Raw genomic sequence first — 13,158 nt, 5'->3', positions numbered from 1 at the left:
TGCGGCGGTTGATGCCTTGATCAACTGCGCAGCGCAATCCACATCTGCCTGGGAAGTGAAACGATCAAGGCGAATGTGGCTGGCCCAGGCGTCCACAGGCATAGGGGCGTGGTCGAAATAAAAAGAGGACGTTTGTTCATGGCTGAAAGACCCGTAGAGCGTATTCCAGGATCGGCATTGGCTCAGAGAACACCACGCAGAAACGCGCCATTCATAGGCGACATGCCAACAGCAGGCATTGAGCAATACGCGATCGGATGCCGTTAAAGAAGAAAAACTCCGTTTAAACGTGCGAAGGAACGCGCCTGGAACGCAGCTTAACAGGCTCGGGGCGAGGCGTTGAAGCGCCGCTCAACTGATGTTTTCCAGCAGCAAGGGCGCCAGGGAAAGCACCAGCAACCCGGCCATGCCGAAATTGAACAGGCGCAGCCAGCGTGGGTTACGCAACACATTGCGCAGCAGGCTGCCACAGGCCGCCCAGAGACTGACCGTGGGCGCGTTGATCAGGGCAAAGACCGCCGCGATCACCAGAACATTGATGAAGTAGCCCTGCAGCGGGGTGTAAGTGCTGATGGCCCCCACCGCCATCACCCAGGCCTTGGGATTGACCCACTGAAACGCCGCCGCGCCCCAATAACCCAAAGGCTGCCCTTGGCCTCGCGGCTCATCGGAGATGGGACCGGAACGCGCGATCTTCCACGCCAGGTACAACAGGTAAGCCGCGCCGGCATAGCGCAGCACGCTGTACAGCAGCGGATAGGCCTCGAACACCGCCCCCAGGCCCAGGCCGACCGCTAGCACCAGAACGAAAAAGCCGCAACTGATGCCGAGGATATGCGGGATAGAACGGTTGAAACCGAAGTTCACCCCAGAAGCCAGCAACATGGTGTTATTCGGCCCCGGGGTAATGGATGTGACCAGCGCAAACAGGGCGAATGCCAATAGCAGATCAAGGGAAACGGTCATGGATGCAAGGTCCAGGGCAAGGTCAATCAAGCCTCGACCCTAACTCAGCATCTGCCTGAAACTCACGGACAGTTGACGGAAAATTTAACCCGTACAGTTTCGATTAACTGGCCGGATGGCGGCGACTGATATTGCGCTGTGCGCTGATTTCCCCCTGGGCATCAAAGACCGAAGGACGCCCAAGCAGCTCGGCCTTCTTCTGCTGGTACTCATCAAAGGACAGACCACGGCGATTCAACGCCTCCAGCGCCAGCTCGCGGGTCTCCTGCGCCGTGTAGGGACGCAACTCCGGAGCGCCCGGGCTGGCGCAGCCGGCCAACACACTGGAAACCAACAGCAGCAGAACAGCCGGCAAAGCCTTCATGACGAGCACCTGGGAGCGGGTTGCGAACAATGGCCACAGGCTACTCGCGCGCCGACAGTGGCGAAAATCAACTCGCTCAATAGTCGCTATCGACTGCCGCATAGGCCCACGACCACTCCTGCCTATTTCATAACCGGCCAATCGGTCCGCGCCACGGCCCCGGAGTTCAAGGCCTCGAACCTGCCCCTTGCCAGCGCACCCGCAACAGGTGACGCCGAACGACGCCTGGCTGGCGCGAACCTCGCTGAAACTCTTCGCCGAGCAGGCTGGAGCCAGTAGCGCACGTCGAAGACGCCTGGCTATGCACCGCTTACCGTTTCAGCCACGACAACCAGGTACGCAGCGCCAAGCTGCTGAGCCTGAGCCGCAACAGCAACAGCAACAGCAGCGGCAGCGGCAGCGGCAGCGGCAGCGGCAGCGGCTTGATCAGGACCGACGAACTGACGGTCAACTCCCGAGGCTCGGCGCCTCCACCCAACGAGCCCAGCCTGCAACGCGTGAGCTAACCCAATAGATTGCACTGCAAGGCATTGTCCCGGCTGCGGGCAATGCTGCTCAGCACCTGGAATGAACCGAAGGTCACGGCCTTGGCCTGATGGGTCAGGATCAACTGCCAGAAATCCTGCTCGCCGCTCTCGAAACGCTCGAAGGCTGCCTCGCCGGCTTCCCGGGATTGCCATTGCAGGTAATTGAGCACCCGCCGACCGTCGTCGCTGACCTGCACGCTGGCACTGAGAAAACCGCCATAGCCCAGGGCCAGGCGCTCGGTTTGTGCGGACAGGGCCGACACCAGAGCCTGCTGCTGGTGCGGTTCGATCTCGAACTCGATCAACTGGGTGAAGCTGCGGTTTCTCTCTAATGCGGCCATGAACGGCTCCCTATGGCGGTCGGACAGAATCTTGCGATTGAATGCGCCGCAGGGTAAAACCTCTAGTTAACTCAAGGTCAAGCCTGTTTTTCACCCTGGTGCCCTTTAATGATCAAAGCCGATGCTCTCCACAAAGAACTGACGGTTGGCCAACTGTCGGCCCGCAGCGGCGTCGCCGTGACCGCATTGCATTTCTACGAAACCAAGGGGCTGATCACCAGCCGGCGCAACTCGGGCAACCAGCGGCGCTACCCACGTTCGGTGCTGCGCCGCGTGTCCTTGATCAAAGTGGCCCAGCGCCTGGGCATTCCCCTGGCGGAAATTGCTCAGGCCCTGTCCACCCTGCCCGCCGACCGCGCGCCCAGTGCCGCGGACTGGCAGCGCCTGTCACAACAGTGGAGCGGTGAACTGGACGAACGCATCCGCCAACTGACCCTGCTGCGCGAGCGGCTGAACCAGTGCATTGGCTGTGGCTGCCTGTCCTTGGAAGGGTGCCCGCTGCGCAACTATGGAGATGTCCTGGGAGACGCCGGCCCGGGCGCCCGCCTGCTGGAGCCCGACGCCGCCACCGACACCCCGTAGCCAGCGCCTGCAGCAACATCGCGTTCATATCCGTAAATACCGTCTTGCCGGCGAAGGCGATCTCACGGGTCTCTTTCCTCACAAGCCGGATTCCCGCTCAGCGCTGACAGGTAAGAAAGCCTGTGCAGCATCGTAAGTAAAAACGTCCCTATGCTAATGTCGCGTCCTGTTTCCTACGACGAGCTCCGCTTCAATGCCAAGGACTGCCTCCTTCGAAAAGCCGCGCTGGCTGCGCGATTTGCTGCGTTTTCTGCCCCTGAAAAGCCAGTTCGTGCTGTCCGGCAATGTCCGCGACCTGCAAGCCAGTGAAGTTGCCCCCGGGGTCATTACCCCCCAAGCCTTCAATCTCAATCTGCGCGACGAGCTGCTGGCGGCGGGTTATGCTCAGGTGCTGAGCTGGGACCCTCTTGGTGGCCTGCGCGTGCTGCTGCCTCCGGGCAGCGAACCGGCCCAGGCCGACAACCTGCTGCGCGAGCTGGGCCTGACTCCGGTGGACGGTGCGGCGCCCGCAGGCCTCGACCTGCTGGCAGCCACCCTGCCGCGCCTGGTAGAGCGCCAAGGCGCGCCGCTGGCCCTGATTGTCGATTTCGCCTCACGCCTGGTGATCCGCAACGACGCACTGAGCGCCGCCGAGCACCAGCTGTTTACCCAGGCTCTGGTGCTGTCCCATCAGGCCCGCAGCCGGCCTGCGGGGGAACAGCGCACGCCGTTCTTCAACAGCATCCTCTGGGTAGTGGAAAAGGAAGGCGACCTGCCCGACTGGCTGCTGATCGACAACCCGCGCCTGCGCCCGATTCCCGTCTCGAAACCCGACCAACAAGCCCGCCAGGCGCTGGCACCGGCGCTGTTGCGCGGCCTGCCCGGGGCCCAGGAAGCCAGCGACGAAAGCCGCGACAAAGCAGTGCGGGCATTCGTCGAAAACACCGAAGGCCTGCTGCTGCTCGACCTCAACGCCATCGTCCAATTGGCCCGGGTCGAAGGCCTGGCCATGGAACGCATCGGCGACGCCGTGCGCCGCTATAAAGTCGGGGTCACCGAAGACCCCTGGTTGAAGATCGACCGCCAACGCATCCGCCAGGCCGATGATTTCATCCGCCAGCGGGTCAAGGGCCAGGGCCACGCCGTGACCCACATGCTGGACATCGTCAAGCGCGCCATGACCGGGGTCGGCGCCAGCCGCAAGGGCAACCGTCCTCGGGGCGTGGCCTTTCTGGCCGGGCCCACCGGGGTCGGCAAGACCGAACTGGCCAAGACCATCACCAGCCTGCTGTTTGGTGATGAAAGCGCTTACATCCGCTTCGACATGTCGGAATTCAGCGCCGAACACGCCGACCAGCGCCTGGTGGGTGCGCCGCCCGGTTATGTCGGCTACGACGTGGGCGGCGAACTGACCAACGCGATCCGCGAAAAACCTTTCAGCGTGGTGCTGTTCGACGAGATCGAAAAGGCTCACCCACGAATCCTCGACAAGTTCCTGCAGATCCTCGACGACGGTGTGCTCACCTCGGGTCGCGGCGATCGGGTGTACTTTTCCGAAGCGCTGATCGTCTTCACCTCAAACCTGGGCATCTACCGCCAGGGCGACAATGGCGAGCGCGTCGCCAACGTGCAGCCCGGCGAAGCCTTCGAGACCGTGCAGGACAAGGTCCAGGGGGAGATCGAACACCACTTCAAATTGGTGCTCAACCGTCCGGAAATCCTCAACCGGATCGGCGAGAACATCATCGTCTTCGACTTCATCCGCCCGGACATCGCCGAGCAGATCTTCCAGCAGATGGTCGGCAACATCCTCGCCGACCTGGCGGCCCAGGCCCTGCATGTGCAGCTCGATGACGCCTCGCTGGGCAACCTGCGCCAGCTGTGCCTGCAAGACCTGTCCAACGGCGGCCGGGGCATTCGCAATCAACTGGAAGCACACTTGCTCAACCCCCTGGCCCGGGCCCTGTTCGACCAGGACGCGCAGCCCGGCCAGCACTTCGACGTGCGCCAGTTGCAAGCCGGCGGCCTGCAGTTGCTAGCCCGCGCCTCGTGAACATCAGCTTGTCGCGGGTGCATTTCCCGGTCACCACCCTGGGCCCGGGGCAGCGCCTGGGCCTGTGGTTCCAGGGGTGCAGCATCCGTTGCGAGGGCTGCATTTCGGCGGACACCTGGGGCCCGGGCAAACAGCCATTGCCCTTGAGCCAGGTGCTGCACGACCTGCAACCCTGGCTGGCCCGGGCCGAAGGCATCACCCTGTCCGGTGGCGAGCCCTTCGACCAGCCCGAGGCGCTGCTGGCCCTGTTGCGCGCCCTGCGCGAACGTACCCCGGTGGACATCCTGGTCTACAGCGGCCATTCCCTGGAACACTTGCAACCGCTGCTTAAAAAAGCCGAAGGCCTGCTGGACGCACTGATCTGTGACCCCTTCGCGCAACAGCAGGCGCAAACGCTGGTCCTACGCGGCAGCGACAACCAGCGCCTGATCCTCTTGACCGAGCTGGGCCGCCAGCGTCTGTCCGCCTACCAGCGCCCGCTGCAACCTGATGACCGCGCGCTGGATGTGATGTTCGACGACGACGGCAGTGTCTGGATGGCTGGAATCCCTAGGCGTGACGACGTGCTGCGTCTGCGCGATCTGCTGCACGACCAGGGCCACCAACTCCAGATCAGCGCCCACACCTCTCGCCGCGGATAACCGGAACCGTCACCAATGATACGTTTTTGCCCCAATTGCCAGACTGAACGCTCCCTGGCCGAAATCTTCTGCGAAGGCCAGGTGGACCACCGGGTCTGCGGCTGGGAACTGTCCGCCGAAGCGATTCACCCCGAGGGCTGGCGCCCGCAGCCGGTAGTCACCCTTGCAGCGCTTGAGCCGCCGCCCCAGGTCGTGGCGGACAGTGGCTCCCCCCTGCGCTGCGGCAACGGTCATGCCATGGCGGACGGCGACTTGATGTGCCTGGTCTGCGGCGCCGACCCGCTGGCCCCAGAGCAACAGCCATCCGCCGCGCCCCCAGCCGCCGCCGACAGCGAAACCGTGATCGACGGCTGGCGTCTGTTACGGCAAATCAGCAGCGGTGGCGTGCGCGAGCGCTTTATCGCCGAGCATCGTGAAACCGCACACCAAGCGGTACTGACCCTCTACCAGGCAGGCGCCGAACCTGATCCGTCGGTGTACGAAGCCATCAAGCGCCTGCCCCGGGAACACGTGCCGGAGATCATCCACACTGGCCGCTGGGACGAGCGCGCCTTCGAAGTAGCCGAGGAGCTCACCGGCGGCACCCTGGCCGACCTGGGGATCGTGGTCAGCGACAGCGCCGTGGTACAGCACATCGTCAGTGAGCTGGGCCAAGCCCTGCATGCCTTCAGCGAAGCCGGCCTGCGCCACCGCGACCTGCGCCCGGCGACCTTGCTGGTGCGCAGCCGCGAGCCCCTGGACCTGGTGATCAGCGGCTTTGGTTCGGCAAGGCTGTCCGAGTTCGACCTGGACATCGTCTCGCCCCTGGAAACCAGCCGCTACATGGCCCCTGAAGCCATCGCCGGCGGCGTCGCGGCGGCCTCCGACTGGTGGAGCCTGGGGATGATCCTGCTGGAACAGTTGACCCAGGGTGAATGCTTCGCCGGGATCAATGCCAACGCCTACCTGATTCACATTCTGGCCAACGGCGTGCTACTGCCGGACGACCTCGACCCGCGCCTTGCGCTGCTGTTGCGCGGCCTGCTGGCCCGGGACCGCCACCAACGCTGGCAATGGCCCCAGGTGCAGGCCTGGCTGCAGGGCGAAAGCCCCAGCGTGCCGGACGCGGTGGCCCGTGACGAAGACGCCGACGAAGGCGCCAGTATTGCCCTGGGCAGCCGGCGTTTCCGCCGGCCAGGACCGTTCGCCCTAGCGGCCGCCGAGGTCGAGCACTGGCCCCAGGCCCTGGATCATCTATTGCGCGGAGTAATCGTCACCTGGGCCGAACAGGCTGGCTTGTCGGCCCGCCAACTGGCCGGCCTGCGTCAGGTGGCCCAGCACCAGGCGCTGGAAGACGACTGCCGACTGATGTTGGCGCTGAAACTGCTGAACCCGGAAATGCCGCTGATCCTGCGCGGCGAAATCGTCACCCCCGGCTGGTTGCTGGAACATCCCTTGGACGGTTATCGGTTGATCAGCGGTCCGGCCCCGGACCTGCTGGAACGCCTGGAGACCGAGCACTGGCTGTCGCGCCTCAAGCTGCGCGCCGAACAGGTGCGCCAGCGCGCCCAGCACCAGGCCATCGAACTGGACGAGGAGCAGTTGCGCATCTACCTGCTCTCCAGCTCCCGCGCTCGTCTGACCGCGCAATGGGAAGAGCGCCAGCGCCTGCTGCCGGACAGCGAGCACAACGGCATCTTGTCCCTGGCCGACCGGCGCACCATCAGCGAAGAAGACCTGATCGTGCTGCTCAGTGCCGCCATCGGCCAGTTTCGCTCGGTGGACGCGATCCTCGAAGAAGCCGCCACCCTGGCCCGCGAGGCGGTGGTCCTGAGCTTCGACACCGATAGTGCGCGCACGCTATTGGGGCTGCCGCGCCCGGCCCTATACCGGGAAATCGACGAACGCATCAGCGGCTTCGCCCGCTGTGGCGTGCCGAGCGTCGATGAGTGGGCTGAGCAATTTCGCCTGGAGCGACGCATGCCCCTGGCCAAGGCCCTGGTGCTGCTGGCGATCGGCGCCGAGCAATGGCTGGAGCCGCAAAAGCAGCACTACGTTTCGCAGATCCTCGACTTCTTCGAGAAGAAGGTCGCCAGCGTGGTGCTGCGCGGACCACTGGTGCGCATGAGCATCGGCAAGACCACCGCCCGGGTCGACCTCAACGAGTTGCACAGTGAGCGCAGCCCGGCCCCGGCGCTGCTGGATCACTTGGTGGCGCGCAACGCCCAGCCCATCCACCTCGACCCGGCGTGTTTCGCCGAGAATCCCCTGCTGGAAATGCGACTCAACAGCCTGTACCGCCAGAGTTCGCTGTACCAGCGCGACACCGGGATCGACGGCCTGTACCTGGGCTTTCCCTTCCTGCTGACCAAAGACCCGCGTGGCACTAGCCGCACCCGTATCGCGCCGTTGCTGCTATGGCCGGTCAAGCTGTTACTGGAAGTCGGCAGCCGCGGCAAGGTCGCCCTGGTCTTCGACAGCGAGCGTGAAGAAGTGCGCCCCAACCCGGGGCTCGACACCCTGCTGGGCATCGACGCCGCCAAGCGCTGGCGCAAGGCCGCCGATGAATTGCTGGGGCGCTCGGCACTCAAGGCCGGCGATGTCATGGACGCCTTCGGCATGCTGGCCACTCCCGGTTCCCGGGTACTCGGCAACCTGCCTCCGGCCAGCACCGAAGTGGCGCCCTACCAGGATCAACTGGCCTGCGCCGCTGTGCTGTTCCATGTTGCCTTCATAGGCCAGGCCATCGGCGAGGACCTGCGCCAGCTCAAGGCCCTGCCACCCGGCGGGACCGGACTGGAAACCGCCCTACGCCTGAACCCGGCGCAACCAGACAGCCGTGACAGCGAGGCCGCCCCGCCCCCGCCTGAATTGCAGCGTTTCTTTACCGTGGCCAGCGACCCGTCCCAGGAAGCCGCGGTGCTCCAGGCACGACAGGCGCCCGGGCTGCTGGTGGAAGGCCCGCCCGGCACCGGCAAGAGCCAGACCATCGTCAACATGGTGGCCGATGCCATTGGGCGCCAACGCAGCCTGCTGATCGTCTGCCAGAAGCACGCCGCCCTGGAAGTGGTGCACAAGCGTCTAGTGGCCGAGGGCCTGGGCAATCGGGTGGTGATGCTCAACGACATCAACCGCGATCGTGAACCGGTGATCCGCAGTGTCCGCGAACAGCTCGAAGCCCTGTTCAAGAGCGATGCCGCCCAGCAGCCCTGGCTGCACCAGCGCGAACGCCTGGCGGCGCGCATCGAAGCCCTGGAGGGCGAACTGGATCGCGTCCACCAGAGCCTGCACCGCATTGATGAGCACTGTGGCTTGAGCTACCGCCAGTTGATCGGAGAACTGATCGGCCTGGAACAAGGGCCAGCACCCTTGGACGTTCCGCTCTTGCGCCAGCACCTGGCCGCCCTGGGCATCGCCGACCTGACGCGCCTGGAAGAAACCTGCGCGCCGCTGATCCGCCTGTGGCTGCCGGCTCGCTATGAACAGAGCGCCCTGGTCCAGTTGCAGCCGTTCCCCACGGATGCCGCCACCCTGCAAGCGTTCAACCAGGGCTTCGAGCGCCTGTTGAGCTGCGAGGAGCAGCGCCTGGACACCCTGCAAGCGCATCCGGCCGACTTCGAAGTCGACGACCCGGCGCCCTACCGCGCCTGGCTTGAACAGCACGAACAAAGCCTGCTGAGTCTGGACGATGAGCGCCGCCAACAGCTGGCGCGCTGGCTGCCGTTGTTCCGTGGCAACAGCCAGGCAACCCAAGGCGACGAGTTGATCCAGACCCTGCAGGCCCTGCGCCAACAACTGGAGCAATGCGCCGCGGCGGCTCATCGGGCTGATCTCGCGCCGGGCCTCAGCGCCCTGCCCGCAGCCCAACTGCGTACCCTGCAGCAGCGCGCCAGCGCGGTGATCCAGGGCCGTTCCTGGCTGGCGCGCCTCAACCCGCTGCGCCTGATCCGCCAGCGCCAGTTGCTGGCCTTCCTCGCCGAACAAGGCGCCCCGGCCGACGCCCAGCGCCTGCCGGAACTGCTGGCGGCAGCCCTGCTGGAAAGCCAGTGGCGGCCCTTGCGCAACCAGTTGCAGCAACTGCATCAACAACTTGGCCTCGCGCAAGTCGCCGACGATTGCGGCCCGGGCCTACTGCCGCAAGTGCGCCAGGACCTCAGGCAACTGGAAGAGATGCGCACCCTGGCGAAGGCCCTGGCCCAGGCTCCCCGAGTGGAACAGCTGGACGCGGTGGTCCTGACTGGCCAGCGGCAATCGCTGGACAGCCTGCTGGCCGGTTATGACGCGGCCTTTATTCGCCACAGCGTGCGCCAAGACAGCCTGAATGCCCTGCAACGCCTGAATCAGTGGCTGCAACCCGAGCTGCTGGAGCAACTGCACCAGCGCGTCGCGCTCAACCAGAGCAATCAGTCGGCCCTCAACCGCCTGCGCGAAGCCCTGCCGAGCCTGAGCGCCTACCAGGCGTTCCGCACCCGGGCCAGCCAACTGTCACCGGCGGACCTGGCATTGCTGCAAATGCTGCGCGATGAGCAGACAACGCTCGACGCCATTCCCGCCGAGCAACTGGAAGCCGTGGTCCGACGCATGCTCAACCGTGAAGCGCGGCTGGGCTGGAAACGCCAGATGGAACAACGTCAGCCCGAACTGATGCTGGAGCACGGCGAAACCGCAGCCAAGATCGCCAGCCTGGGGCAGGCCGACACCCAGATGCGCAGCCTCAACCGGCAACTGCTCAGTGAAGGCATCGAGCTGTCGCGCCTGGGCACCGGCAAACAATGGGAAGACGTCACCCGCCTCACCGGACGGCGCTCGCGCCGGCTGCGCGAATTCATGGAAATGGGCGCGGGGCTGGGGCTGATGAGCCTGCGACCGGTGTGGCTGATGAACCCGGACGTGGCCAGCCGGGTGCTGCCGCTCAAGCCCGGGCTGTTCGATACCGTGATCTACGACGAAGCCTCGCAGATGCCCGTGGAGTTCGCCCTGCCGACCCTGTACCGGGGCCGGGTCACAGTGGTCAGTGGCGACGAGAAGCAGATGCCGCCCACGGCCTTCTTCTCCAGCCGAGTGGAAAGCGACGAGGCCGAACTCTTCGACGGTGACCCACCGGACGCCGACGCTGACGAAGAACAACGCGAGGCCTTCGAAGACACCTGGAACCGCCGTGAAATCAAGGACTGCCCGGACCTGCTGCAACTGGCCCGCAGCGCGCTGCCGACCACGACCCTGCAGATCCACTACCGCTCGGCCTACCGCGAGCTGATCGGTTTTTCCAACGCCTCGTTCTATGGCAACCGGCTGAGCATTCCGGTGCGTCACCCCGAGGCCAACATCCTCGCCATCAAGCCGCTGGAGCTGATCCGCGTGGACGGCGTCTACCAGCAACAAATCAACCCTGACGAAGCTGAACGGGTGGTCGACTACCTCGCCGAACTGTGGCATACGCCCTACGCCGACCGCCCCTCGGTGGGCGTGGTGACCTTCAACCGCAAGCAGGCCGACCTGATCGAGCAGCGCCTGGAACTGCGCGCCGAACAGGACCCGGTGTTTCGCGCCGCCTACAGTCAGGAACGCGAGCGCAGCGAGGACGGCGAGGACATGTCGGTGTTCGTCAAGAACGTCGAGAACGTCCAGGGCGACGAGCGCGACATCATCGTGTTCTCCTCGACTTTCGGGCGTAACAGCCAGGGCAGCTTCCGGCGCAACTTCGGGGTGCTGGGACAAACCGGCGGCGAACGCCGGCTCAACGTGGCGGTGACCCGGGCCCGGCGCAAAGTGGTGATGATCACCTCGATGCCGATTGCCGATGTCTCCGACATGCTCACCACCCAGCGCCCGCCCGCCAGCCCGCGGGACTACCTGCAAGGCTACCTGGAGTACGCCCGGGCCCTGTCGGCCGGAGAGTTTGCCAGCGGCCACAACCTGCTCGGGCGCCTGGTCACCGAGCACCAGGATGCCAGGGTCCAGCACAACGCCCACAGTGACGGCTTCACCCAGGCGGTGGCGGCCTTCATCCGTACCCTGGGCTGGAGCCCGGTCAGTGCCAATGAAGGGGATGCCTTCGGCCTGGACTTTGCCATCGAGCATCCCGAAACCGGGCTCTATGCCCTGGGTATCGAATGCGATACCCCGCGCCATGGGTTGCTGAGCCGCGCCCGCTCCCGGGAGATCTGGCGGCCATCGGTATTGCGCCGAGCCATTCCCCACCTGCATCGGGTTTCGTCGCAGGCCTGGTACCACGACCCGCAAAACGAACGCGCACGCCTGCAGGCCGCCATCGAACAGGCCCTGCAGCCGCTGGCCGGCAGCGCCGCGCACACCCCACCCCAAGCCCTGGCTGACACGGAGCAAACCCCATGAGCGGCCCGAAAGTGGTGCGAATCGTCACCCGCGAAGAAATCCTCGACATCTGCGCCGGCCACCTGCGGCGCCTGGAGCAGGCGATTGCCCGCTGGGAAGCCCAGGCGCAACGCCTGGGGCAACTGAGCGAAGAGCAACGCGCCGCCACCCACGAGCGTTTGCAACAGGTGCGTCAGTTGATCGAAGCCGATCGTCTTCAGGAGCTGCAGCAGCAGGTGCCGATCGAAATCGAGTTCCTCAAGGACGATCTGCAACACCGGGAAAACCGCGCGGTGCAGCAGGCCGCGCAACAGCGCCAACTGGCCCGCCGCCAGCGGGAAAACGCCGCCACCCTGCTGGGCGCGCTGCAAGGCAAAGCCCTTCCAGCAGAACTGCAGCAACAGTTGCAGGCGATTGCCGCAGGCCAGCCCGTGACGGCGATCGAGTCGATCCTGGCCCAGGGTTTCACCCACCTCGCTGCCGCGGCCCAAGAGCCGGGCCTGAGCGAGGCCCAGCAACAACTGGCCCGACGCCTGCAAGGCGAGAGCGCCACCCAGACCCTGGCCCAATGGCGCGCCGCCCACGAACAAAAGGAACCCAGGCTGGAGCGCATCGAGCAGCACATTGCCCAGTTACTGACCCTCGACCATCGGGCCAGTGCCGAGCCCTACCTGGCCACGTTGCGCCAGATAGACGCCGAAACCCGCGAACAACAGCGCAACCTGCTACTCGACAGCCTGGTGCTGGAACTGGCCCAGGCCACCCGCGACAGCCAGGAACGCCGCGCACGCCTGGCGCGCCTTGAGGATTTGGCCAGCGAAGTAGCAACCTTGTGTCCCGCTGCCGCCGAGGCTGCACTGTCCCGGGCCGCACAGTGCAGCCTGGCCAACATGGCACCAGTGGATGAGCTGATCACTAGCATCAGCGCGCTGATCGAAGCCGAGCGGCAACAGCGCGCCGCCCTGGCCCGTCGTCAGGCGGTGCTCGAAGGCCTGGCCGGCCTGGGCTACGAAGTCCGCGAGGGCATGGCCACCGCCTGGGCCCAGGAGGGTCGGGTGGTGCTGCGCAAGGGCGCCACGCCAGGGTATGGCGTGGAAGTGGGAGGCAACGCCGACAACGGCCGCCTGCAAGTACGGCCCGTCGCCCTCAGCGCCCAGCGCGATACCCGGCGCGACCAAGACATCGAAACCATTTGGTGCGGTGAGTTCCAGCGACTGCAAGCCCTGCTGGCGGCTCAGGGCGACGACCTGAGCATCGAGAAAGCCCTGGCCGTCGGGGCCGTACCACTCAGGGAAGTGCTGCTGGACGACACGCAAACGCAATACCGGGAGCAGACGCACCACCGCACCTGATCCCGGCTCCCCGTAGAAACCGGCTTGCCGGCGAAGGCCGT

Annotated in this window: 9 protein-coding genes; 5 read left to right on the top strand and 4 right to left on the bottom strand. The window is 65.3% G+C overall.

Annotation, left to right across the window (positions count from 1 at the left end):
- Positions 1-351: 351 nt before the first annotated feature.
- The 4 genes from PLD_RS09995 to PLD_RS09980 all read right to left on the bottom strand — a co-directional run bounded on the left by PLD_RS09995 (position 352) and on the right by PLD_RS09980 (position 2,198).
- On the bottom strand, positions 352-966 hold the full coding sequence (locus PLD_RS09995) for a LysE family translocator (RefSeq protein WP_159892179.1): 615 nt from the start codon (positions 964-966) through the stop codon (positions 352-354).
- Between the two features lie 103 nt (positions 967-1,069).
- Positions 1,070-1,330, bottom strand: coding sequence for a hypothetical protein (locus PLD_RS09990; protein ID WP_159892177.1), 261 nt, complete (start codon positions 1,328-1,330; stop codon positions 1,070-1,072).
- A gap of 310 nt (positions 1,331-1,640) precedes the next feature.
- A complete protein-coding gene (locus PLD_RS09985) occupies positions 1,641-1,781 on the bottom strand; it encodes a hypothetical protein (protein ID WP_159892175.1) in 141 nt (46 codons plus the stop codon).
- 51 nt (positions 1,782-1,832) lie between these two features.
- Positions 1,833-2,198, bottom strand: coding sequence for an antibiotic biosynthesis monooxygenase (locus PLD_RS09980; protein ID WP_159892173.1), 366 nt, complete (start codon positions 2,196-2,198; stop codon positions 1,833-1,835).
- A gap of 108 nt (positions 2,199-2,306) precedes the next feature.
- Here PLD_RS09980 and soxR point away from each other — a divergent pair, with 108 nt between their 5' ends.
- The 5 genes from soxR to PLD_RS09955 all read left to right on the top strand — a co-directional run bounded on the left by soxR (position 2,307) and on the right by PLD_RS09955 (position 13,117).
- Positions 2,307-2,780 carry a redox-sensitive transcriptional activator SoxR gene (soxR, locus tag PLD_RS09975; RefSeq protein ID WP_159892171.1) on the top strand — a complete coding sequence of 158 codons (474 nt, stop codon included), beginning with the start codon at positions 2,307-2,309 and terminating at the stop codon, positions 2,778-2,780.
- Between the two features lie 193 nt (positions 2,781-2,973).
- Entirely contained in the window at positions 2,974-4,812 is a 1,839-nt protein-coding gene (locus PLD_RS09970) for an AAA family ATPase (protein ID WP_159892169.1), read from the top strand.
- Positions 4,809-5,453, top strand: coding sequence for a 4Fe-4S cluster-binding domain-containing protein (locus PLD_RS09965; protein WP_159892167.1), 645 nt, complete (start codon positions 4,809-4,811; stop codon positions 5,451-5,453). The genes PLD_RS09970 and PLD_RS09965 overlap by 4 nt, the downstream gene beginning before the upstream one ends.
- A 15-nt stretch (positions 5,454-5,468) precedes the next feature.
- On the top strand, positions 5,469-11,786 hold the full coding sequence (locus tag PLD_RS09960; protein WP_159892165.1) for an AAA domain-containing protein: 6,318 nt from the start codon (positions 5,469-5,471) through the stop codon (positions 11,784-11,786).
- Entirely contained in the window at positions 11,783-13,117 is a 1,335-nt protein-coding gene (locus tag PLD_RS09955) for a hypothetical protein (protein WP_159892163.1), read from the top strand. The genes PLD_RS09960 and PLD_RS09955 overlap by 4 nt, the downstream gene beginning before the upstream one ends.
- Positions 13,118-13,158: the final 41 nt, after the last annotated feature.

This window comes from Pseudomonas sp. LD120, from assembly GCF_009861525.1.
In the GTDB taxonomy this organism is placed as follows: domain Bacteria; phylum Pseudomonadota; class Gammaproteobacteria; order Pseudomonadales; family Pseudomonadaceae; genus Aquipseudomonas.
This window is presented reverse-complemented; position numbering and strand designations above follow the sequence as displayed.

Excerpts from the sequence above, each read along its gene's own strand:
- PLD_RS09970 (WP_159892169.1), top strand. The coding sequence starts at position 2,974 with ATGCCAAGGACTGCCTCCTTCGAAAAGCCGCGCTGGCTGCGCGATTTG.
- soxR (WP_159892171.1), top strand. The coding sequence starts at position 2,307 with ATGATCAAAGCCGATGCTCTCCACAAAGAACTGACGGTTGGCCAACTG.
- PLD_RS09960 (WP_159892165.1), top strand. The coding sequence starts at position 5,469 with ATGATACGTTTTTGCCCCAATTGCCAGACTGAACGCTCCCTGGCCGAA.
- PLD_RS09980 (WP_159892173.1), bottom strand. The coding sequence starts at position 2,198 with ATGGCCGCATTAGAGAGAAACCGCAGCTTCACCCAGTTGATCGAGTTC.
- PLD_RS09990 (WP_159892177.1), bottom strand. The coding sequence starts at position 1,330 with ATGAAGGCTTTGCCGGCTGTTCTGCTGCTGTTGGTTTCCAGTGTGTTG.
- PLD_RS09995 (WP_159892179.1), bottom strand. The coding sequence starts at position 966 with ATGACCGTTTCCCTTGATCTGCTATTGGCATTCGCCCTGTTTGCGCTG.
- PLD_RS09955 (WP_159892163.1), top strand. The coding sequence starts at position 11,783 with ATGAGCGGCCCGAAAGTGGTGCGAATCGTCACCCGCGAAGAAATCCTC.